The 20,578-nt window shown below is 76.1% G+C and carries 20 protein-coding genes; 13 read left to right on the top strand and 7 right to left on the bottom strand.

The features are described from left to right. Positions 1 to 93: 93 nt before the first annotated feature. The gene (locus ACZ6J5_RS12080) at positions 94 to 1,020 is read left to right on the top strand and encodes a S66 peptidase family protein (protein WP_469390381.1); all 927 of its coding nucleotides are present in this window, start codon (positions 94 to 96) and stop codon (positions 1,018 to 1,020) included. A gap of 344 nt (positions 1,021 to 1,364) precedes the next feature. Beyond that, positions 1,365 to 3,116: a CocE/NonD family hydrolase gene (locus ACZ6J5_RS12075; protein WP_469390549.1), complete on the top strand. Its 1,752-nt coding sequence runs from the start codon at positions 1,365 to 1,367 to the stop codon at positions 3,114 to 3,116. 39 nt (positions 3,117 to 3,155) lie between these two features. Here the strand turns inward: ACZ6J5_RS12075 and ACZ6J5_RS12070 are convergent, their stop codons facing one another. Continuing rightward, entirely contained in the window at positions 3,156 to 4,313 is a 1,158-nt protein-coding gene (locus tag ACZ6J5_RS12070; RefSeq protein ID WP_469390379.1) for an adenosine deaminase, read from the bottom strand. A 56-nt stretch (positions 4,314 to 4,369) separates the two neighbouring features. Continuing rightward, positions 4,370 to 5,119, bottom strand: a complete 750-nt coding sequence (locus ACZ6J5_RS12065) for a GntR family transcriptional regulator (protein ID WP_469390377.1) — start codon at positions 5,117 to 5,119, stop codon at positions 4,370 to 4,372. A gap of 174 nt (positions 5,120 to 5,293) precedes the next feature. Here ACZ6J5_RS12065 and ACZ6J5_RS12060 point away from each other — a divergent pair, with 174 nt between their 5' ends. Further along, a complete protein-coding gene (locus ACZ6J5_RS12060; protein WP_362479448.1) occupies positions 5,294 to 5,539 on the top strand; it encodes a LapA family protein in 246 nt (81 codons plus the stop codon). Beyond that, positions 5,536 to 6,030 carry a hypothetical protein gene (locus ACZ6J5_RS12055; protein WP_469390375.1) on the top strand — a complete coding sequence of 165 codons (495 nt, stop codon included), beginning with the start codon at positions 5,536 to 5,538 and terminating at the stop codon, positions 6,028 to 6,030. Before ACZ6J5_RS12060 ends, ACZ6J5_RS12055 begins: the two co-directional genes overlap by 4 nt. Positions 6,031 to 6,237: 207 nt before the next feature. Here ACZ6J5_RS12055 and ACZ6J5_RS12050 read toward each other — a convergent pair whose 3' ends face one another. Next, complete coding sequence (locus ACZ6J5_RS12050) at positions 6,238 to 6,570, bottom strand: DUF6204 family protein (protein ID WP_469390373.1); 333 nt, start codon at positions 6,568 to 6,570, stop codon at positions 6,238 to 6,240. A 139-nt stretch (positions 6,571 to 6,709) separates the two neighbouring features. Here ACZ6J5_RS12050 and ACZ6J5_RS12045 point away from each other — a divergent pair, with 139 nt between their 5' ends. Continuing rightward, positions 6,710 to 8,653, top strand: a complete 1,944-nt coding sequence (locus tag ACZ6J5_RS12045) for a DUF5107 domain-containing protein (protein WP_469390371.1) — start codon at positions 6,710 to 6,712, stop codon at positions 8,651 to 8,653. 220 nt (positions 8,654 to 8,873) lie between these two features. Here ACZ6J5_RS12045 and ACZ6J5_RS12040 read toward each other — a convergent pair whose 3' ends face one another. The 3 genes from ACZ6J5_RS12040 to ACZ6J5_RS12030 form a co-directional block, all read right to left on the bottom strand. Beyond that, the gene (locus tag ACZ6J5_RS12040; protein ID WP_469390369.1) at positions 8,874 to 9,707 is read right to left on the bottom strand and encodes a methyltransferase domain-containing protein; all 834 of its coding nucleotides are present in this window, start codon (positions 9,705 to 9,707) and stop codon (positions 8,874 to 8,876) included. Positions 9,708 to 9,792: 85 nt separating this feature from the next. Further along, the gene (locus ACZ6J5_RS12035) at positions 9,793 to 10,323 is read right to left on the bottom strand and encodes a GNAT family N-acetyltransferase (RefSeq protein ID WP_469390367.1); all 531 of its coding nucleotides are present in this window, start codon (positions 10,321 to 10,323) and stop codon (positions 9,793 to 9,795) included. Further along, complete coding sequence (locus ACZ6J5_RS12030) at positions 10,320 to 11,453, bottom strand: hypothetical protein (protein ID WP_469390365.1); 1,134 nt, start codon at positions 11,451 to 11,453, stop codon at positions 10,320 to 10,322. Before ACZ6J5_RS12030 ends, ACZ6J5_RS12035 begins: the two co-directional genes overlap by 4 nt. 226 nt (positions 11,454 to 11,679) lie before the next feature. On the opposite strand from ACZ6J5_RS12030, the gene ACZ6J5_RS12025 reads away from it, so the two are divergent. The 3 genes from ACZ6J5_RS12025 to ACZ6J5_RS12015 all read left to right on the top strand — a co-directional run bounded on the left by ACZ6J5_RS12025 (position 11,680) and on the right by ACZ6J5_RS12015 (position 15,026). Beyond that, positions 11,680 to 11,856: a hypothetical protein gene (locus ACZ6J5_RS12025; protein WP_469390364.1), complete on the top strand. Its 177-nt coding sequence runs from the start codon at positions 11,680 to 11,682 to the stop codon at positions 11,854 to 11,856. Positions 11,857 to 11,872: 16 nt separating this feature from the next. Then, the gene (gene lanL, locus ACZ6J5_RS12020) at positions 11,873 to 14,803 is read left to right on the top strand and encodes a class IV lanthionine synthetase LanL (protein ID WP_469390362.1); all 2,931 of its coding nucleotides are present in this window, start codon (positions 11,873 to 11,875) and stop codon (positions 14,801 to 14,803) included. A gap of 97 nt (positions 14,804 to 14,900) precedes the next feature. Continuing rightward, positions 14,901 to 15,026: an ALQxL family class IV lanthipeptide gene (locus ACZ6J5_RS12015; protein WP_205628270.1), complete on the top strand. Its 126-nt coding sequence runs from the start codon at positions 14,901 to 14,903 to the stop codon at positions 15,024 to 15,026. Positions 15,027 to 15,089: 63 nt separating this feature from the next. Here the strand turns inward: ACZ6J5_RS12015 and ACZ6J5_RS12010 are convergent, their stop codons facing one another. Next, positions 15,090 to 15,596, bottom strand: a complete 507-nt coding sequence (locus ACZ6J5_RS12010) for a GNAT family N-acetyltransferase (RefSeq protein ID WP_469390360.1) — start codon at positions 15,594 to 15,596, stop codon at positions 15,090 to 15,092. Between the two features lie 168 nt (positions 15,597 to 15,764). Here ACZ6J5_RS12010 and ACZ6J5_RS12005 point away from each other — a divergent pair, with 168 nt between their 5' ends. The 5 genes from ACZ6J5_RS12005 to ACZ6J5_RS11985 all read left to right on the top strand — a co-directional run bounded on the left by ACZ6J5_RS12005 (position 15,765) and on the right by ACZ6J5_RS11985 (position 20,543). Then, a complete protein-coding gene (locus tag ACZ6J5_RS12005) occupies positions 15,765 to 16,265 on the top strand; it encodes a hypothetical protein (RefSeq protein ID WP_469390358.1) in 501 nt (166 codons plus the stop codon). Between the two features lie 167 nt (positions 16,266 to 16,432). Then, positions 16,433 to 16,780, top strand: a complete 348-nt coding sequence (locus ACZ6J5_RS12000; protein ID WP_469390547.1) for a hypothetical protein — start codon at positions 16,433 to 16,435, stop codon at positions 16,778 to 16,780. A gap of 183 nt (positions 16,781 to 16,963) precedes the next feature. Beyond that, positions 16,964 to 18,187, top strand: a complete 1,224-nt coding sequence (locus ACZ6J5_RS11995; protein ID WP_469390355.1) for a sulfite oxidase — start codon at positions 16,964 to 16,966, stop codon at positions 18,185 to 18,187. A 71-nt stretch (positions 18,188 to 18,258) separates the two neighbouring features. After that, the gene (locus ACZ6J5_RS11990) at positions 18,259 to 19,497 is read left to right on the top strand and encodes an aminotransferase class I/II-fold pyridoxal phosphate-dependent enzyme (RefSeq protein ID WP_469390353.1); all 1,239 of its coding nucleotides are present in this window, start codon (positions 18,259 to 18,261) and stop codon (positions 19,495 to 19,497) included. Positions 19,498 to 19,511: 14 nt separating this feature from the next. Beyond that, on the top strand, positions 19,512 to 20,543 hold the full coding sequence (locus ACZ6J5_RS11985) for an MBL fold metallo-hydrolase (protein ID WP_469390351.1): 1,032 nt from the start codon (positions 19,512 to 19,514) through the stop codon (positions 20,541 to 20,543). Positions 20,544 to 20,578 lie beyond the last annotated feature (35 nt).

Here is a 20,578-nt window from a genome sequence, read left to right as displayed (position 1 = left end):
GCAGGAGCAGGAGCAGGAGCAGGAGCAGGAGCAGGAGCAGGGACGGGAACGGGGGCGGGGGCGAGGGCGGCGGGGGCCGGGCGGTCCGTGCACGTGCCCGCGCTCACCCGGCCGCCCCGGCTGCGCCCAGGCGACCGGGTGGCCGTCGTCGCGCCCAGCGGCCCGATCCCCGAGGACCGCCTGGCGGCCGGGCTCGACATCCTGCGCGGCTGGGACCTCGACCCGGTCGTCGCCCCGCACGTCCTCGACACCCACCCCGCGCTCGGCTACCTCGCCGGGGCCGACGAGGCCCGCGCCCGCGACCTCACCGAGGCCTGGTGCGACCCGCGCGTCTCGGCCGTGCTCTGCGCGCGCGGCGGTTACGGAGCCCAGCGCATGGCCGACCTCGTCGACTGGGCGGCGCTGCGGGCCGCCGGGCCCAAGGTCTTCGTCGGCTACAGCGACATCACCGCCCTCCACGAGGCCTTCGCCACCCGGCTCGGCCTCGCCACCCTCCACGGCCCCATGGTCGCGGCGGCCCCCTTCCTCCAGGACCCGGACACCCGCGCCTCCCTGCGCGCCACCCTCTTCGAGCCGGAGTCGGTGCGCACGATCGCCACGGCGACGGCCGGGGCCCTGGTGCCCGGCCGGGCCCGGGGGGTCACCCTCGGCGGCTGTGTCAGCCTGCTCGCCGCCGAGCTCGGCACTCCGCACGCCCGGCCCTCCGCCCGGGGCGGGCTGCTCCTCCTGGAGGACGTGGGTGAGGATCCGTACCGCCTGGACCGAATCCTCACCCAACTGCTGCGCTCCGGCTGGCTGGACGGGGTCGCCGGGATCGGCCTCGGCTCCTGGGAGGAGTGCGGGCCCCACGAGGAGGTCCGCGCGGTCCTCGCCGACCGGCTCGGCGGCCTCGGCGTCCCGGTCGTCGAGCGGATGGGCTTCGGGCACCAGGCGAGCGCGCCGACCGTGCCGTTCGGCCTCCCCGGCGTGCTCGACGCCGAGGCCGGGACGCTCACCCTGGAGGTGCCGGCGCTGGCCTGACCGGCGCGCGGGGGCGCGCGGCGCCGACCGGATCTCCCCCCGACGAGCCCCGACGGGCGCGTTGACGGCCCGGTGAGGCGCGCCGGACCATGGGCGCGGATCGGCGGGCCCGCCGGGAGTCGGGCCGCCCTCAAGCGCCCCCGGTGTGGAGGTCCCCCGTGCCCCTTCCCGTACCGTCCCCCGACCGTGACTCCGACTGTGACCCCGACCCCGCCCCCGTTCCCTGCCGAGAGTTCGGGCTTCGCCCCGCTCGTCTCCCCGATGGCGTGCCCGTCCGTGAGCCCGTCCGTGTCCTTCCTCGCCGCGCCCGTGCGCGGGCCGGCTTACGGGCCCGGCTCTGCGCGCTGCTCGCGCTGACCGTCGGGGCCGCCGGGGCCGCGCTGACCGGCGGGGCGGTGCCGGCCGCCGGGGCGGGGGCCGGGGGCGTGCCCGGCGCGTACCGGGTCGTCCCGCTGCGCTTCACCGTCGAGGCGGCCGGGCGCCGTTGCGCCGTCGACGCCGACCTCTACCGGCCCGTCGCGGTGGACGCCGCGCACCCCACCCCGGCCGTGCTCGCCACCAACGGCTTCGGCGGGAGCAAGTCCGACGGCACCACCGACGCCATCGGCCGGGCCCTCGCCTCGCGCGGCTATGTCGCCCTCGTCTACTCCGGCCTCGGCTTCGGCCGCAGCGGCTGCCTGATCTCGCTGGACGACCCGCGCCTCGACGGCGCCGCCGCCTCGCGGCTCGTCGACTTCCTGGCCGGCACCCGCGCCGCCGACGACGGCACCCGCGCCGACTTCGTCATCCGCGACGGCGCGGGCGACCCGCGCGTCGGCATGGTCGGCGGCTCCTACGGCGGTGCCGTCCAGCTCGCGACGGCCTCCGTGGACCCCCGGCTCGACGCCCTCGTCCCCCTGATCACCTGGCACGACCTCGCCCACTCCCTCGCGCCGAACGCCGCCGACCCGGCCACCCCCGGCGTCTTCAAGTGGCAGTGGGCCAACGGCTTCTACCTGATGGGGGAGGGGCAGCCGCTGCTCGTGCCCTCGCTCGACCCCAGCCGGATCAACTCCCTGGGCTGCCTGCACTTCGTCACCGACGCCTGCGCCACCGTCCGCCTGCTCAACTCCGGCTCGTACCCCGACGCGGCCACCCGGAAGGTCCTCGACTACGCCCGGAGCGTCTCCCCGGTCTCCTACCTGGACCGGGTCACGGCCCCCACCCTGCTCGTCCAGGGCCAGGCCGACAGCCTGTTCACCCTCAACGAGGCGCGTGCCACCTACGAGCGGCTCGCGGGCCGGGGCGTGGAGACCAGGATGATCTGGCAGTCCTGGGGCCACAGCGGCGGGCAGGTGCCCGGCGAACTCGACCTCGCACAAGGAGATCTGACGGTCAGTTATGTAGGGCGGCGGATCCTCGGCTGGTTCGACCGGTACCTCCGCCGCGATCTCGGAGCCGACACCGGCCCCGCGTTCGCCTACTACCGCGACTGGGGGAGCGGCTACGCCACGGCGGACGCCGTGCCCGCCCTCAGCCGGAAGCTCTACCTCTCCGGCGACGGCACCCTGACCGGCAGCGCCGCCCAGGTCGTCCGGGGCACCCGGGCGTACCTCAACTGGCCGCTGCCGACCAGCCATTCGGAGTCGGCGGCCGCCCGGTTCCTCGGGCTGCCCGACCCCGCCCCGTACGACCTCCCGGGCACCTTCCTCTCCTGGCGCGGCGCCCCGCTCACCGGTCCCGTCGAGCTGGTCGGCGCGCCCCGCGCGACGCTGCGGGTCTCCTCGCCGGCCGCCGAGCGGGTCCAGGGCTCCGGCGACGCCGCCGACAAGCTCGTCCTCTTCGCCAAGCTCTACGACCTCGCCCCCGACGGCGGCCGGACCCTGGTCCACCGGCTGGTCGCGCCGGTCCGCGTCCCGGACGTCACCCGGCCCTTCACCGTCGAGCTCCCCGCCATCGTGCACCGCTACGAGGCGGGTCACCGGCTGGAGTTCGTCATCGCGGCGAGCGACACGGCCTACTTCGGCAACCGGGGGATGAAGCTCGTGACCGTCTCCAGCGCCCCCGGGGAGACGGGGACGCTGGAGCTGCCTGTGGTGCGGGGGCGGGTCGGGTAGCCGTCGGCCGGGGCGGCACCCCGGTGGCCGCGACAGGTCCTAGCGTGCCGCGAGCGCCGCGTAGCCGGGGCGGACGAGCTCGTCGATCAGGCGGCGGCGCTCCGGCAGCGGCAGGAACGCGGCCTCCAGGGCGGCGACCGTGAACTCCTCGAAGACCTCGGGACCGTAACCGAAGGCGTCCGCCATGTGCTGGAACTCCTCGCTCATGGTGGTGCCGGAGACCAGCCGGTTGTCCGTGTTCAGGGTGATCCGGAAGCCCAGCCGGCGCAGTTCGTCGATCGGGTGCGAGGCGTAGTCCTTCGCGGCGCCGGTCTGGAGGTTGGAGGTCGGGCAGACCTCCAGGGCGATCCGGTTGTCCCGCACGTACGAGGCGAGCCGGCCGAGGGTGCCGTCCTCGGCGATGTCGTCGGTGATGCGCACGCCGTGGCCGATCCGCTCGCTGCCGCAGACCTGCACGGCCTCGTGGATCGACTCGGCGCCGACGGCCTCGCCGGCGTGGATGGTGAAGTGGCAGTTCTCCCGCTTCAGGTGCTGGAAGGCGGGGAGGTGGCGGGCCGGCGGGTTGCCGATCTCGCCGCCCGCGATGTCGAAGCCCGCCACGCCCTTGTCGCGGTGCGCGACGGTGAGCTCGGCGATCTCCAGCGAGCGGTCGGTGTGCCGCATCCCGGTGAGCAGGGTGCGGACGGTGATCCGGCCGCCGGAGCGGCGCTCGCCCTCGCGGAAGCCCGCGTTGACGGCCTCGACGACCTCGTCGAGGCTCAGCCCGCCCTCCAGGTGCTGCTCGGGGGCGTAGCGGATCTCGGCGTAGACGACCCCGTCGGCGGCCAGGTCCTCGGCGCACTCGGCCGCGATCCGCTCCAGCGCCTCGCGGGTCTGCATGACCGCGCAGGTGTGGGCGAAGGTCTCCAGGTACCGCTCCAGGGAGCCGGAGTCGGCGGCGTCCCGGAACCACGCGGCGAGCTCCGCCGGGTCCTCGGTGGGCAGCGCGGTGTAGCCGCGGGAACGGGCCAGTTCGACGATGGTCGCGGGGCGCAGGCCGCCGTCGAGGTGGTCGTGCAGGACGGCCTTCGGGGCCTCGCGGATCCAGTCGGCGACGGTGGACGCGGACCCGGCGGGAGCGGGCGCCGAGGAGGACGCGGCGGAGGGCGCGGAGAAGGCGGCGGAGGTGGGGGCGGCAGGGTTGTCAGACAAGTGCATGGCCGGGAAGTGTACGTCATCGCGCGGGATGCGGGATGTGACGCCGGTGACACCGCTCAGTTCGACTGGAGCACGGGCAGCGCGGGGGCCCCGGTCGGCAGCATGTGCTTGGCCGCCAGGACCGGGGTCCCGTCGACCCGTACGACCTGGGTGACGAGCACCGCCGGGGTGTCCGCCGAACGTCCCAGCTGCTCGCCCCTGCGGCGCCCGAGCAGGGTCGCGCTGACGGCGCCGTGGCCCGCGAGCTGCACCCCGCGCGAGGCTCCGGCGAGCACGGCCAGCATCGAGACGCGGTCCGGGGCGGGCGCCGTCCGCAGCGCCTCGGCGAAGGCCGGATGGGCGCGTTCCAGGACCTCGTCGGGCGCCGCCCACTCGTGGCTCAGCGCCGCAGGACCCGCCTCGCCGGTGAGCACCGACTCCCAGAACCGCAGCTCGGCGCCGGCCGGGGCGAGCAGGTGCTGGGTGGTGAAGTCGGTCGGCTCCTCGGTGGAGCGCAGCAGGCCGCGCACCCGCGCCTGGGCGCCGCCGCCGAGCAGCTCTTCGAGCGGCTGGAGGTGTTCGAAGCCGCGCCGGGGCGGGTGGGCGTTGACCGTGCGGCCGACCCCGCGGCGGACGCTGAGCAGCCCGTCCTCCTGGAGCAGCAGCAGTGCCTCGCGCAGCGCGGGGCGGCTCACGCCGAGCTCGGCCGCCAGCTTGGGCTCCGAGGGCAGCGTGGAGCCCGGGGGGTAGGTGCCCTCGTGGACGGCGTCCGCGATCCGCTCGTAGAGCGCGACGACCGGTCGCCGCTGCTGTCCGCCGGCTGCCACGGATCCTCCTTGTGCCTTCGGGCCGGCCCGGCCGGCCCCCGATGCTCTTACGGTAGCGGGCCGGTGGCGGGCCCGTGTTGTCTGACAAGTCACTCGGACGGGCGTGTTCACCGCCGCCACGGGGTGCGAATCGGCTCATCCTGGTGGGACGGACGACGGAGGAGAGGGCCGGCGATGAGTGCCAAGGAGACGTCGAGCACGGGCAGGGCGGCCCGCTCCGGCGGGGTCTTCACGCCCGGCCGGATCGCGATCGCGGCGGTGCTGGTGCTGCTGCTGGTCTTCATCTTCGAGAACACCCGGCAGGTGCGGATCCGGCTGCTGATCCCCGAGGTCTCCATGCCGCTCTACCTCGCCCTGCTGATCACGGCCGTGCTCGGTGCGGTCTGCGGCTATTACGCGGCGGCCCGGAGGCGCAAGTGAGGCGGGCGACGGTGGTGGCCGCCGGCACGGTGCTCGCGCTCGCGGCGATGGCGGTGAGCTCGGCGGAGACCCGGACGGAAGCGGAGGCCGGGGCCGGACATGGGTCTGAGGCCGGGGCCGGGGCCGGGGCCGGGCCCATGGCCGGGTCCGGGGCGGAGCCCGGTGCCGGTGCCGGTGCCGGTCCGCGTCGCGGAACCGGTCCGGGTGCCGAGGGCGGCGCGCCGCCGGGCCGTCCCGCCGACGGGCAGCCCATGCCGGACTTCCTGGGCCAGGGGCTGTGGCGGGTCTTCACCGCGCTGGACCCGCGCACCCGGCTCGACGTCCACGACGTGGCGGGCGGCGACCGGCGGGTGCTCTGGCCGCCGAACTGGCGCGTCTGCACCCAGCATCCCGCGCCCGGCGTCCCGCGCGGAGCGCGGGGGCGGGTCGTGGTGGGCGTCCTGAAGAAGGGCGAGCCCTGCCCGGCCCGCGTCACGTCGGCCCGCCGCTGAACAGCGCGCGGGGCTGAGCCGGGCCGCGCCGGGCCGTGCCGGGCAGCGCCATGCCGGGCGCTGCCGGGCCGGGCCGGGCCGTGCCGCGCCGGGCGCCGCCGCGCCGGGCGCCGCCGCGCCGGCAGGACCGTGCCGTGAGGGTCGGAGCCGGGGCGGGACCCCCGTACCCCGTCCCCCCCGTCCCCCGTACCCCCCGACCCACCCCCGTCAGCGCTTGTAGTTGATCTTCATCGTGTCCATGTCGGTGACCTTGGACTTCAGGTCGCGGAAGCCGTGCCCCAGCTCCTTCAGGGCGGCCTCCACCCGGTCCTCGGCGATCGCCCCCGCCATCTCGTCGCCGTCCGCCGCGTCGGAGAGCACGATCAGGCGGTACGAGAAGTGCTTCAGGGTCCGGTCGTAGGCGAGCGAGCCCTCGTCGGTGAAGCGCATGGCCGACATGCCGTGCTCCTCGACCTCCGCGAGCAGCCGCGCACGGCTCTCGTCGCCCAGCCCGTCGAACGTACCGCGCACGATCACCCGGTAGGTGTGCTGCGTGCCCATGCCCTGCCTCCTCGGAACCCTCACCGCAAAGCAACAACCCTACGGCGACCGGTGTACTCCGCAACGGAATTTCCGGCGTACCCCCGAGGGTGTTGTCCACCCTCTGGCCAGCGGTGGTTCCGGCGTGTTCCATGGCGTCATGACGACCGTACGACGTGCCGTACTCACCCTGCCCGCGGCGCCGTTGGGCCCGGACAACCCGCTCCCGGCCCTGCACCTCCTCGACGGGGCCGCCGCCCCCGCGGTCGACGGCCGGGCCGCGCTCCCGCGCGACATGGCCCGGCAGCTCGGGCACGCCCCGCTGCGCACCCTGCTGCCCGCCCGGGTCCGGGACGGCTACGGGCGCACCCGGACGCCCCGGGACCTCGACGCGCTCGTGATCGAGAACGAGCGGCTGCGGGCCACCGTGCTGCCCGGACTCGGCGGCCGGGTCCACTCCCTGTACGACAAGACGGCGGACCGCGAACTCCTCTACCGCAACCCGGTGTTCCAGCCCGCTGCCTTCGCGCTCAACGGGGCCTGGTTCTCCGGCGGCATCGAGTGGAACATCGGCGCGCGCGGCCACACCACGCTCTCCTGCGCCCCGCTGCACGCGGCGGCCGTCCCCGCCCCCGACGGCGGCGGCGAGATGCTCCGGCTGTGGGAGTGGGAGCCGCTGCGCGACCTGCCCTTCCAGGTGGACCTGTGGCTGCCCGCCGGGGCCGCGCACCTGCGGGTCGCGGTCCGGATCCGCAACCCGCACGAGCGGCCGGTGCCCACGTACTGGTGGTCCAACACGGCCGTGCCGGAGGACCGCCGGATCCTCGCCCCCGCCGACCAGGCCTGGCACTACGGCTACGAGCGGGCCCTGCGCCGGGTCCCGGTGCCCGTCACCCCGGACGGCACCGACCGCACGTACCCGCTGCGCGGCAGCCACGCCGCCGACTACTTCTACGAGGTGCCGGACGGGCGGCGGCGCTGGATCGCCGCCCTGGACGAGACCGGCGCGGGGCTCGTCCAGACCTCCACGGACCCGCTGCGCGGGCGCAAGCTGTTCCTGTGGGGCTCCGGGCGCGGCGGACGCCGCTGGCAGGAGTGGCTGACCGAGCCCGGCACCCCCGGCTACGCCGAGATCCAGGCGGGACTCGCCCGCACCCAGCTGGAGCACCCCACCCTGGAGCCGGAGAGCGAGATCTCCTGGATGGAGGTGTACGGGCCGCTGGCCGCCGACCCTGCGGCCGTCCACGGCGCCGACTGGGCGGCGGCCACCGGCACCGTCGAGGAGGCCCTGGACCGGGCCGTGCCCCGGGCGGAGGTCGAGGAGGCGTACGCGCTCTGGCGGACGCGGGGCGCCGACGCCGAGCCGGGGGAGCGGCTGGCCGAGGGCTCGGGCTGGGGCGCGCTCGAAGTGCTCCGCGCGGGGTACGCGCTGCCCGGCACCCCCTTCGGCGAGGAGCAGCTGGGCGAGGAGCAGCGGCCGTGGGCGCACCTGCTGCGGACGGGCGCGCTGCCGGACGCGGAGGAGACGCGCCCCGGGCGCACCCCGGTGTCCGACGCCTGGCGCGACATGCTGGAGACGGCCCCGGCCGACCCGGCCACCGAATACCACCTCGGTATCGCCCAGTGGGCCGGCGGCGACCTCGCCCAGGCGGTACGGAGCTGGGAGCGGGGCCTGAAGAACGCCTCCGTGCGCTGGCCGCTGCTCCGCTGCCTGGCCGTCGCCGACCACGAGTGCGGCCATCCGCGCCGGGCGGCCGAGCGGTACGCGGAGGCCTTCGACGAACAGTGCGGCGGCGACCCGCTGGTCACCGCGGCCCTCGGGCGCGAGACGATCGACGCCCTCCTGGAGACGGGCGGCGCGGTGCGGGCCCGCGCGGTCCTGGAGCGGCTGCCCGAAGAGGCACGCGCCCGGGGGGCGTTCCGCTTCCTGGAGGCGCGGCTGCTGCTGGCCGAGGGGCGGCGGGCCGAGGCCCGCGCCGTCTTCGACGCGGGCTTCGAGGTGGCCGACCTGCGGGAGGGGGCGGAGATCTTGGGCGAGGTGTGGGCCCGCCTCACGGACGAACCGCTCCCGGACGCGTACGAGTTCAGGATGCGGCCGAGCTGAGCCGGGCGGGCCCGGGGGGAGAGAGGGAGGGGCGGGCCCCGGCCTCGTACGCCCCGCCGGCCCCGTACGCCCCCCGCCGGGCCCGCCGGGTCATGTCCGGGTCCGCTCGCCGGGCCCACCGGCTCATGTCCGGGCCCGCCGGGCCATGGCAGGGTCCACTCGCCGGGCCCGCCGGGTGATGTCCGGGCGCGCCCGGCGGGTCATGGCCGGGCCCGCCCGGTCACGCCCGGCACAGGATCTCGCCGTGCGGCACCATGAACCAGGCGTCCTCGTGGGCGCCCCAGGCGCGCCACGCCTCGGCGATGCCGGTCAGGTCGTCCCGGGTCGCGTGGCCGCCGCCCACGGTCAGATCGGCGTAGCCCGACCGCGTGGTGCGGTCCGCCCACAGGCCGCTCCACCAGGCCCGCTCGTCGGGTGTGGCGAAGCACCAGGTCCCGGCGCCCGCGGCGACCTCGGTGAAGCCGGCCTCGCGGGCCCAGGAGAACAGCCGTCGGCCCGCGTCCGGTTCGCCGCCGTTGGCGCGGGCGACCTCCCGGTACAGCGCGGACCAGCGGTCCAGGCCCGGGTGTTCGGGGAACCAGGTGAAGGCCCCGTAGTCGCTGTCCCGGGCGGCGACCACGCCGCCGGGGCGGCACACCCGGCGCATCTCCCGCAGCGCCTGGACCGGGTCGCCCACGTGCTGCAGCACCTGGTGGGCGTGGACGACGTCGAAGGAGTCGTCGGGGAAGTCCAGGGCGTGGACGTCGGCGACGGCGAACTCCACGTTGGTCACGCCCCGTTCGGCCGCCGCGGCGCGCGCCGCCGCCAGCACGTCCTCGGCGGCGTCCACCGCGACGACCCGGCCCGGCGCGACCCGCCCGGCCAGATCGGCGGTGATCGTGCCGGGCCCGCAGCCGACGTCCAGGACGTCCAGCCCGGCGCGCAGCGCGGGGATCAGATAGGCGGCGGAGTTCTCCACCGTGCGCCAGGCGTGCGAGCGCAGCACCGACTCGTGGTGTCCGTGGGTGTAGACGGCGGTCTCGCGCGCGGCGGGCTGTTCCTGGGCAGACGTCATGGCCGGACTCCCTCGTATGGGTCGATGGCGCAACCGTACGCCGCCCGGCCGTATAGTGAGACCCAGTTCTCACCATGTGGACGTGTCAGTCGAACGGGCCGATCCGATAGCGCAGTTCGGTGAGCGGCCGGCCGCCCGTCCCCTCCGTCACGGCGGTCCCGTCCGGCCGCCACCCGGCCGCCTCGTAGAAGGCCCGCGCCCGAGGATTGCGCTCCAGGACCCAGAGCCGGGCCGCGCGGAGACCGGCCGCCGTCATCGCCTCGAACGTCGCCGCCATCAGCGTCCGCCCCACGCCGAGACCCCACACCTCCGGCACCGCGTACAGCGCCGCCAGCTCCGCCGTCGCCGCCGGGTCCGCGTCCGCGTCCCCGCAGGGGCGGAAGCACGCGAACGCCACCGGGCCCGCCCGCTCCGCCAGCAGCACGGTCGGCGCCTCCGGCCCGCCGAGGCGCTCCCGCCACCGCTCCGCCCGCTCCCCGGCGTCGAGACCGTCGAGGTACGCGTCCGGCACCAGCCCCCGGTAGGCGGCGCGCCAGGAGCGGACGTGCACGTCGGCGAGGGCGGCGGCGTCGTCGGCCGTCGCCACCCGGACCGTCGCCCGGGCCCGGGCCGTCACGCGAACTCCCCGGGTGCCGGGTCGGCCGGTCTCGGGCCGGCCGGTCTCGGGTCGGCCGGTGCCGGGCCGGTCGGTGTCGGGTCCTCCGGGCTCTGGTCGGCCGGTGTCGGGTCCTCCGGTGCTGGGGCGGCCGGCGACGGGTCGGTCAGCCCCGCGCGCTCGGCCAGCGCGCCGCCCTGGAAACGGCTCTCCGCGCCCAGCTCCTCCAGGAGTTCGGCGATGTGGCGGCGGCAGGTGCGCAGCGACATGCCCATCCGACGGGCGATCACCTCGTCCTTGGCGCCCTCGGCCAGCAGCCCCGCCAGCGCCCGGCGCAGGCTCGGCCCGACGTCCTTGTACGCGGCCTCGCTCGTGCCGTGGAAGGGGACGGCGCCCGACCAGTGCTGCTCGAAGACCCGGCACAGGTACGCCACCACGTCCGGGTCCCTGACCAGCACCGCGCCCTCGCCCGTACCCCCGTCGGCGCGGCGTGGCAGGAAGGCCACCGAACGGTCGAACACCACGGCCCGGTCCGGGAGTTCGGCCGCCGTGCGGTACTCGGCACCGGCCTCCGTGAGCCGCTCCACGTACCCCTGCGTCGAGAGGCTGGCGCGCGCCGAGTGCTGGTACAGGGTGCGCATCCGCACCCCCCGGTCCAGCATCGCCAGGTCCCGGTCGATCGCCGCGCCGAGCCGCCCCGGCGCCCGCCCGCCGCCCGGCTGGATGCTGAATACCTCCTCGCGGCAGCGCGCCGACTCCTCCGTCAGCATCGCCGACGCGGACGCGATGTCCGGCAGCAGGTCCACCCCCGTCCGTCGGGCCTGCTCGCGCCGCGCCGCCCGGTACTGCGGCATCAGCGCGTGCAGTTCGTCCCGTACCGCCTGGGCGTGCGCGGCGGCCTGGGCCAGCTCCGCCTCCAGCGGGCCGACCACCTCCGCCGCCGCGGCGTCCGGGCTCACCGGTATCAGCTCCTCCGGTCGGCCGGGGGCCGGGCGCAGCAGCCGCAGCCGCAGCAGCGTGCGGGACGCGGCCTCCACCTCCTCCTGGCTCAGGCCGAGCGCCGGTACGACGTCGGGCGGCCAGCGGGTCAGACTGCCGCGCGCCAGTACGTACTCGAAGACGGCGACCGCCCGCGCGTCCAGCCGTGGCATCTCATCGTGATGTGTCCCCATCCGCATCCGTTCCCCCCGGTTCGCGGCCCTGCTACTTCCGTGCCATGCAGGGTATTGCCGGGTCGCGGCCCTGGACCCAGCGGGCCCGCCGGGATGGACTGAGGGGGTCCGACGGGGGCAAACCCCGCGAGGACGACATCCTGCGTGAACCCGTCGAACACGGGTCATGCCGGCACCCCATGCCTCCCGAACCAGGAGCCCTCGCATGTCCGCAGCCGTCCGCTGTCTCCTCGCCCTCACCGTCCTGCTCACCGGACTCACCGGACTCACCGGTGCCGTCGCCGCGACGGCCGAAGGACGGGACGGGGGCGCGGCGCGCACGGTCGCCGCCGATCCGATGGACACCAGCTGGGGCGACCACTACGTCCGCCCGCAGCAGTAGGGACGGGGTACGGAACGTGTCGACCTCCTCCTCGCCCGCCACCGGCCCCGCCACCGGCCCCGGCTCCGCCACCGGCCCCGGCCCCCGCCGGGCCCGCGCCGAGTGCCCCGCCGACCTGGCGCTCCTGCCCGACCTGGTGCGCGCCGCCGTCGCCCGCTCCGGCGACGCGGCCGGCTGGACCGTGGCCCCCGGACCCTTCTGGTGCCACGTGCGGCCCGCCGCACCGGTCCGCCGCGCCCAGGGCTGGAAGCTGCACGTCTCCGCCACCCCGCTGTCCGCCCCGCTCGTCCTGGCCCGCGCCGCCGACGTGCTCGTCGCGCACGGCGCCACCTTCAAGTTCGCCGGCAGCCCGGGCCGGGTCGCCGCCCTCGTCTCCGGGCGCTCCGCGCGCGGCGGGGGCGGCAAGTTCCTCACCGTCTACCCGGCCGACGACACGAGCTTCCGGCTGCTCGCCGAGGAACTGCACCAGGCCACCGCCGGACTGCCCGGCCCCGCCGTCCTCTCCGACCGGCGCTATCTCCCCGACAGCCAGGTCTCCTACCGCTACGGGGTGTTCACCGGCGTGTGGGAGCTCACCGAGGACGGCGGCTTCGCCGCCCGGCTCACCGACCCCGAGGGCCGTCCCGTCGCCGACGAGCGCAACGCCTGGTTCAGCCCGCCCGCCTGGGCCGGCGAGCCCTTCCCGGACCGCCCGGCGGCCCCGCCCCGCAGCACCGCCGCCGCCAAGCCCGTCCTGCTCGCCGGGCGGTACGTCGTGCGCGGCGCCATCCAGCACTCCAACAAGGGCGGCGTCTTCCGCGCCGAGGACACCCGCCACGGCGACCAGGTCGTCGTCAAGCAGGCCCGCCCGCACGTCGGCGCCGGACTCGAAGGGCTCGACGTCCGCGACCTGCTGCGCCGCGAGGCCACCCTGCTCGCCCGCTTCGCCACCGCCGGAGCCGACCTCGTGCCGCGCCCGGTCGAGGTCTTCGAGCAGCAGGGCAGTGTCTTCCTGGCCGTCGAGGCGGTGCCCGGGGCGACCCTGCGCCGCACCGTCGCCGAACGCCTCGCCGCCGAGGGCGCCGCCTGCCCCGACGCCCGCACCGCCGGCTCCCTGGTCTGGCAGCTCATCGAGCTCGTCGCCACCGCCCACGGACTCGGCGTCACCCTGCACGACTTCAACCCCAACAACGTCATGGTCACCCCCGACGGGCGGCTCCTCCTCATCGACCTGGAGATGGCCGCCGCCCCCGGCGAGCGCTGGGTGCTCGGCGCCACCCCCGGCTACACCGCGCCCGAACTGCGCGCCGCCGACCAGGTGGCCCCCGCCTTCCCGCCCGCCGTCGACCTGTACGCCCTCGGCGCCACCGTGCTGCACGCGCTGAGCGGCGCCGACCCGCTGTTCGCCGCCGACCGGCCCGCCGCCGACGCCCGACCCGACGAGGAGCGGCTGGCCGCCCTCGTCGCCCTGCTCGCCCGCGACCAGCCGCTCGTCCGCGCCTACGCCCCGCTGATCCGCGGCCTGACGCGCGACGCCGCCGAGGACCGCTGGAGCCTCGACCAGGCCCGTACGTTCGTCACGGGACTCCGCGCGGACGGGCGCCCGGCGGCGGGCGGGGGCGGGCGGGACGGCGACGGCGGAGGCAGGGGCGGAGCCGATGCCGGACCCGAGGCCCGAGTCCCCGCACCCGCCCTCGCCGCCACGCCCACCGCCGTCGCCGTGGCCGTCGCCGCCGAACCGCCGGATCCGGCCGCCGTCCGCGACCGGCTGCTCGGCGACGGCATCGCGCACCTGCTGGCCACCCTGCGCCCGGACGAACCCGAACGCCTCTGGCCCTCCGACTCCTTCGGCGAGACCTGTGACCCGGTCGCCGTGCAGCACGGCTCCGCGGGCGGGGTCGCGCTGCTGGCCCGCGCGCTCACCCACGCCGACGCCCTGGACGCCGCCGGGGTGCAGCTGGACCGCGGCGCCCTGCGCGCGGGCCTCGCGACCGCCGCCCGCTGGACCGCCGACCGGGTGGGCGACCTCCCCGGCCACCTGCCCGGACTCCACTTCGGGCGCTCCGGCACCGCCTGGGCGCTCCTCGACGCCGCCCACGCGCTGGACGACCCCGACCTGGCAGGGCGGGCCACCGACCTCGCGCTCGCGCTGCCCGTCCGCTGGCCCAACCCGGACGTCTGCCACGGCGCGGCCGGCTCCGGCCTGGCCCAGCTGCACTTCTGGAACGCCACCGGCGACCCGCGCTTCCTGGACCGGGCCGCCGAGGCTGCCGAAGGGCTCCTCGCGGCCGGCCGGCGCACTCCCGAGGGCCTGTTCTGGCCGGTGCCCGAGGACTTCGGCTCCGCGCTCGCCGGGGCCTGGCACTACGGCTTCGCGCACGGCGTGGCCGGAGTCGGCACCTTCCTGCTGCTGGCCGCCGGGGCCACCGGGGACGACCGCTTCCGCGCCGCCGCCACCGAGGCCGGCGGCACCCTCGCCACCGCCGCCCGGGTCGGGGCAGCCGGGGTGCTCTGGCCCGTGGACCGGGCCCGGCACCTCGCCGACTCCCCGGAGCTCGCCCGGCACTGGTGCAGCGGCTCCTCCGGGGTCGGCACCTTCCTGGCCCGTCTCTGGGCGGCCGGCGACGGCGCCGCCGACGGGCTGCCGGCCCTGGTGGACGGCGCGGCCCGCGCCGTCCGGGCGGGCCGGGTCACCGACTCGCCCGCCACCTGCCACGGACTCGCGGGCAACGCCGAGTTCCTCCTCGACGCCGCCGAGCTCACCGGCCGGGCCCACCACCGCGCCGACGCGGAGCTGCTCGTCGAACACCTCGCCGCCCAGGCCGTCCTGCGCGACGGCCGGCTCCTCGTCCCCGACGAGAACCGCAGGACCGTGCTCGCCGAGTACGCCACCGGCCTCGCCGGCAGCCTCTCCCTGCTGCTGCGCCTGCGCTGCGGCGGCCCCCGCGCCTGGCTTCCCGAGGGCTGACGGGCCTCGCCCCTCCCCAGACTTCCACGGGCCGCCGGTCCGTGGAGGCCGGTCCCGCACGGACCGGCGCCCACCGCGACACACGAAGGAGAACGCCATGATGGAGCACGACATCGACGCCCTGCAGGTGCTGCCCCAGGAGGTCCGCACCGAGGACGCCCGCGGCGAGGAGCACGCCGCCGCCCTCATCACCGCCTGCCGCTGGCTGACCAGCGGCTGCTGACCCACGGCGGCGCAGAGCGGGACCCCCGGCAGCGGGGGTCCCGCCCGGCATCGCCCCCGGATCTCAGGCCCGCCACTCCCAGCGGCGCTCCCCGTCCACGAACACCTCCGTCGGCGCCAGGCCCGCCGCATCGGCCACCGCCGCCGAGGCCAGGTGGTCCGGGTGGACGTGCGCCACCAGCACCGGTACGCCCCGCCCGCGCAGCCAGTCGGCCAGCGCGCCCGCCGCCTCCTTCGCCAGCCCCCGGCCCTGCCAGCCGGTGCCCGTCACCCACGCGATCTCGGCCCCCGCCCCGGTCACGGTGGCCTGCACGGTGCCGACCGCGGCGCCCTGCTCCCGCAGCCGCAGCACCCAGTTGCACCAGGCCGTCCCCGGCTCCGCCGGGCCCGCCAGCATCCGCGCGTACCGGGCCCGCAACTCCGGCTCCGCGAGCGGCGCCCCGCCGATGAAGACGTGCAGCGCCGGATCGGCCAGCACCCCGGCCATCTCGGGCGCGTGGCCGAGCCGCAGCGGCTCCAGATCCAGACGAGCGGTGCGCAGGGGGACGGCGGTCACGGGGGAGGAGTCCATGCGACCAGTGTCTCCCGGGCCCCGGTCCGCCCCGGAGGCGCCGTTGCCGATGGGGCATCCGCCCATCGGGGAGAATGGCGGGACGGTCCTGAAGGTGGCCTTCATGCCGGATGGCAAAATCAAGGCCGCCTACCTCCGCGAACCGCGTCACCGGGAAGTGGTATCAAGATGAAAACCCTCGATGAATGCACGTCGCTGTTTGCTGCGCTGGACGACCTGCCGGGGGTGCTTCAGTATCCTTTGGAATCCGCTTGGGAACCTCTGGAGCAGAGGATCGGGCTGGTCGAGAAGGACTTTGCCGAATATTTCGGGGAGTGTCACGGTCTTATCCAGGAGGATTCTGCGGCGACCTGGCAGCTGAGCGTGCTGCCGGAATTCATGGAGTCCGGATCCGGGTTCGTTGTGTGGTTTAGTAATTTTGGGGACATGGTCTCTGTCGTGATTGGCTCCGCGAAACTGGATCCCGGAGTCTGGGATGACCTCGATCATGCAGTCGAAGGTGGCGCCCTGTCGCCTGCCGAGAAGGAATGCATCGAGACCTCGCTCCAGTCGCACGGCTTTGTTTCCATTCCGAAGAAGTACTGCACGGGCGCGTATGACGGGCGCCATTCAACGCCCCATCAGCCAAGTGGTTACACCTGGTGGGAGAGGTTCTTTACCTATGTTTGATCGATCATTTCGATTGGCCGGTTCGTGACTGTTCCCGGTTGGCCGGTACTGCTGTTGAACGTCCCGTTTCGCTGCGAGAGGGTGCGGAGCGCATCCATGAACTCTGGACCTCTGAGGCGAAAGGGATCATCGTGAAGGTGATAGGACGCGTTCTCGGCAGTGCGGCAATGGCGGTGGCGTTGGTCGGCGGTCTTTCTGTGACGGCCCAGGCGGCCGCCGTGGCCGATAGTGGACCCGCCGCCGGGCAGGTGGCGGCCACCTGTGCCTACCCGTATGTGTGTTTCTTCAAGAACGGCGTGAAGATCGGTCAGTTCCAGGACGTCACCTCCACCTGGCAGACGCTGCCGTCCAGCCCGTCCGGGCCCGGGCTGGTGGTTCAGAACACCCGCAACGACGACGTCGCCTACATCCGCTGGTCCGGCGGTGCCACGGCGTGCGTTCCCCCGAAGAGCAGCTTCACCGTGTCCGGTGGAACGCTGACCGGGGTGCGGATCTCCAGCTCCGCCTCCTGCTGACAGGCGCACGCGGCGAAGGGTGGGGCACGTCGGAAGACGTGCCCCACCCGCCGTCGGTCAGTCCTGTGCCGTGGCCCGTCCCGACCGTCCCGACCGTCCCGCGCGGATGCCCGTCCACCTGACCTGACGGATGTTCATATGACGGCTCCGTGAACGGCCCGTCCCGGCACCCGGTCCGCCCCTATGGTGTGGCGGACCCCCGCCCCCGACGTGCCGAGGAGACCGTCCGTGCCCGCCCGCCGCACCCTGCTGAAGGCCCTCGCCGGCGCCCCCGCCCTGCCGCTTCTGGGCGGGGCGCCCGCCGCCGCCGTGCCCGCCGCGACCGCCCCCGGCATCGTGAAGCCGACGCCCGACGCGTACTTCACCCTGCGCGGCACCAACGCCGAGGCCCGCTACGAGACCTTCGCCGGTACCGGTCCGCTCACCCCGGTGGACCGTTTCTTCGTCCGCAACCACACCTCCACGCCCGTCCTCGACGCGGACACCTGGAGCCTGACCGTGTGGGGCGACGGACTGCACGGCCGCGGCCCCGTCCGCTTCGGCTACGGGCAGCTCCGGGACCTGCCCGCCGTCACCCGGACGGTCCTGGTCGAGTGCGCCGGGAACGGCCGCAGCCTCTACGCCACCCAGCAGGGCGAGACCGTCACCGGCACCCCCTGGACGCTCGGCGCGATCAGTGCCGCCCGCTGGCGCGGCGCCCGGCTCTCCGACGTGCTCCGGCGCGCCGGGATTGCCTCCGACGCGGTGTCCGTGCAGCCCCGCGGCCTCGACGCCCCCTATGTCACCGGCGGCGTCGACCTCGGCCGGGTCCGCCGCCCGCTGCCCGTCGCCAAGGCCCTGGACGACGTCCTCCTCGCGTACGAGATGAACGGCGAGCCCCTCCCGTACGACCACGGGTACCCGGTCCGGCTCATCGTGCCCTCCTGGATCGGCATCGCCTCCATCAAGTGGCTCGGCGACATCGAGGTCTCCCGGGCCCCGCTCGCCTCGCCCTGGTCCACCGACTACTACCGCCTGTTCGGGGCCGCACACCCGCCCGGCGGCAGCGTCCCGCTCACCCGCCAGACCCTCAAGAGCGCCTACGAACTGCCCTTCGGCGCCACCCTGGAGGCGCACAGGACCCACCTCCTCTCCGGCCGCGCCTGGTCCGCCCACGCGCCCGTGCGCCGGGTGGACGTCTCCACCGACGGCGGCGCCCACTGGCGGCCCGCCCGGCTGCTCGACTCGCCCCGCCGGGCCGGCTGGGTCCGCTGGACCGCCTCCTGGCGCCCGCGCGCCACCGGACCGGCCACGCTGCTGTCCCGGGTCACCGACGCGGCCGGGAACGTCCAGCCCGAGCGGGCGGTCCCCAACACCCAGGGCTACCTCTTCGACGCGATCGTCCGGCACCCCGTCACCCTCGCCTGACCCCGGCCGAGCGGCGGAATGTCCCGAACCTTCGTATAAAGGAGGTCCGGGAGGCCAGGGAGGACAGGGCGATGCGGCAGACAGCTCCGGAAGGCCGCGGGCCGGTGCGCTACGGACCACCCGCCCCGGAGTCCGGCCTCCCCGTGCTGCCCGGCCTCGCCGCGCTGCTCGCCGCCGCGGCCGACCGCACCGCGCCCGAACCGCCCGGCGGCGGGCCGGTGCTCCGCCAGGCCGCCGCCGGCCACTGGTGGCGCCGCGGCCTGCGCACCCACGCCGAGGACGTCGTCGCCGCGCCCGGCGCCGCCCCGCTGCTGCTCGCCCTCATCGCCGCCCACGGCGGCGACCTGCTGATGCCCCGGCCCCGCCCCGCCTGGTGGACCGCGCAGGCCCGGCTGCTCGGCCGGCCCGCCTATCACGTGCCCACGCCCGCCGAGTGCGGCGGCGTCCCCGACCCGTACGCCCTCCTGGAGACCGTGCGGCGGATCCGGGCCGAGGGCGGCAGCCCCCGCCTGCTGCTGCTCTCCGTCGCCGACGACCCCACCGCCACCGTCGCCCCGCCCGAACTCGTCCGCGAGGCCTGCGAGGCGGCCGTCGCCGAAGGGCTGCACATCATCAGCGACGAGACCTGGCGCGACACCCTGCACCACCCCCGGGAGACGGTGCTGCTCAGCCCCGCCGAGATGTGCCCCGACGACGTCACCGTCCTCACCGACCTGTCCGGCGCCCTCACCCCCGCCGCCTGGCCCTGCGCCGTCGCCCGCCTGCCGCCCACCGCCCCCACCCGCGCCGACCGCTACACCGACCGGGGGGCCCGCACCCTCGATATCCTCACCGCGCTCGGCGCGCTCGTCGCCGGCCCGGTCGCCCCCGCCGCCGCCCACGCCCTCGACGAACCCGAGGACGTCACCGTACGGACCGCGACCACCGCCGCCCTGCACGGCGCCCTCGCCTCGGCGGCCCACCGCGCCGTCCTCGACGCCGGGGCGTTCGCCCGGCCGCCGCAGGCCGGCCGCCATCTCTACGCCGACCTCGGGCCGTTGCGCGCCGGGCTCGCCGCCCGGGGGGTCACCGACTCGCTGGAGCTGGAGAACCACCTCACCCGGCGGCTCGGCACCCCCGTCGCCGGCGGACACCGCTTCGGCGACGAACTCGGCGCGCTGCGCGTCCGGTTCGACACCGCGGCCTTCCTGGGGGCCGGACCGGCGGAACGCGAGGAGACCCTCGCCGCCGCCCGCCCCGAGGAATCCCCCAACGTGGCCCGGGCGTTGAACACGTTCGCCACCGCACTCGACGAACTGGCCCGCCCGTGACGGAGGTCCCAGCCATGACGGAACAGACCGCCCGGCCCACCCGGCCCGCCCCGCACCCCGCGCCTCCCGCGCCGCCCGCCCCCGCGCTCCAGCCCCTGGGCCGGCTGCGCCACGACTGGCCGCGCTCCTTCGCCGACCGCCTCACCGCGCCGCTGCCGGGCGTGCGCGCCCTGGCCCGGCTCGCCCGCGAGGGCGCCGTCCGCCCCGGGCCCGAGGGGCTGCGGGACATCCCGCTGCTGCCCTTCGCCCCCGGACCGCTGCCCGACGCGGGCCCCGGCACCCTCGCCGTCACCTGGGCCGGGCACGCCTCCTGGGTGGTGCGGATCGGCGGCCTGACCGTGCTCACCGACCCCGTCTGGTCGCGCCGCGTCCTCGGCACCACGGCCCGGCTCACCCCCGTCGGGGTCCGCTGGGAGGACCTGCCGCCGGTCGACGCCGTCGTCATCAGCCACAACCACTTCGACCACCTCGACGCCCCCACCCTCAAGCGCCTCCCGCGCCGCACCCCGGTCTTCGTGCCCGCCGGGCTCGGCCGCTGGTTCACCCGCCGCCGGTTCGCCCGGGTGACCGAGCTCGACTGGTGGGAGGCGGCCGAACTCGACGGCGTCCGTTTCGAGTTCGTCCCCGCCCACCACTGGTCCAAGCGGACCCTCCTGGACACCTGCCGCTCGCTGTGGGGCGGCTGGGTGCTCGGCGAGCGGGACGGGCGGCGGGTCTACTTCGCCGGGGACACCGGCTACGGGCACTGGTTCGGCGAGATCGGCCGCCGCCACCCGGACCTCGACCTCGCCCTGCTGCCGATCGGCGCCTACGACCCGCGCTGGTGGCTCAGCGACGTCCACACCGACCCCGAGGAGGCGGTGCGGGCCTACCAGGACCTCGGCGCCCGCCGGATGGCCCCCATGCACTGGGCCACCTTCGTGCTCTCCTCCGAGCCCGTCCTCGAACCCCTCACCCGCCTGCGCGCCGCCTGGGACCGCGCCGGGCTGCCCCGCGAGGACCTCTGGGACCTCCCGGTCGGCGCCTCCCGGTCGGTCGGCCCGTGACCCCGTACCCGGGCCTCCGGCTTCGGCGGACGGGG

This window comes from Streptomyces sp. NPDC042100, assembly GCF_055582325.1.
The sequence above is the reverse complement of the archived record's forward strand: the minus strand, read 5'-3'. Positions and strand labels throughout refer to the sequence as shown.

Coding starts and splice junctions, on each gene's coding strand:
- ACZ6J5_RS12070 (WP_469390379.1), bottom strand. CDS start 4,313: ATGCACTTGTCTGACAACCCTGCCGCCCCCACCTCCGCCGCCTTCTCC.
- ACZ6J5_RS12060 (WP_362479448.1), top strand. CDS start 5,294: ATGAGTGCCAAGGAGACGTCGAGCACGGGCAGGGCGGCCCGCTCCGGC.
- ACZ6J5_RS12050 (WP_469390373.1), bottom strand. CDS start 6,570: ATGGGCACGCAGCACACCTACCGGGTGATCGTGCGCGGTACGTTCGAC.
- ACZ6J5_RS12045 (WP_469390371.1), top strand. CDS start 6,710: ATGACGACCGTACGACGTGCCGTACTCACCCTGCCCGCGGCGCCGTTG.
- ACZ6J5_RS12040 (WP_469390369.1), bottom strand. CDS start 9,707: ATGACGTCTGCCCAGGAACAGCCCGCCGCGCGCGAGACCGCCGTCTAC.
- ACZ6J5_RS12030 (WP_469390365.1), bottom strand. CDS start 11,453: ATGCCACGGCTGGACGCGCGGGCGGTCGCCGTCTTCGAGTACGTACTG.
- ACZ6J5_RS12025 (WP_469390364.1), top strand. CDS start 11,680: ATGTCCGCAGCCGTCCGCTGTCTCCTCGCCCTCACCGTCCTGCTCACC.
- ACZ6J5_RS12015 (WP_205628270.1), top strand. CDS start 14,901: ATGATGGAGCACGACATCGACGCCCTGCAGGTGCTGCCCCAGGAGGTC.
- ACZ6J5_RS12010 (WP_469390360.1), bottom strand. CDS start 15,596: ATGGACTCCTCCCCCGTGACCGCCGTCCCCCTGCGCACCGCTCGTCTG.
- ACZ6J5_RS12005 (WP_469390358.1), top strand. CDS start 15,765: ATGAAAACCCTCGATGAATGCACGTCGCTGTTTGCTGCGCTGGACGAC.
- ACZ6J5_RS12000 (WP_469390547.1), top strand. CDS start 16,433: ATGGCGGTGGCGTTGGTCGGCGGTCTTTCTGTGACGGCCCAGGCGGCC.
- ACZ6J5_RS11995 (WP_469390355.1), top strand. CDS start 16,964: ATGGTGTGGCGGACCCCCGCCCCCGACGTGCCGAGGAGACCGTCCGTG.
- ACZ6J5_RS11990 (WP_469390353.1), top strand. CDS start 18,259: ATGCGGCAGACAGCTCCGGAAGGCCGCGGGCCGGTGCGCTACGGACCA.
- ACZ6J5_RS11985 (WP_469390351.1), top strand. CDS start 19,512: ATGACGGAACAGACCGCCCGGCCCACCCGGCCCGCCCCGCACCCCGCG.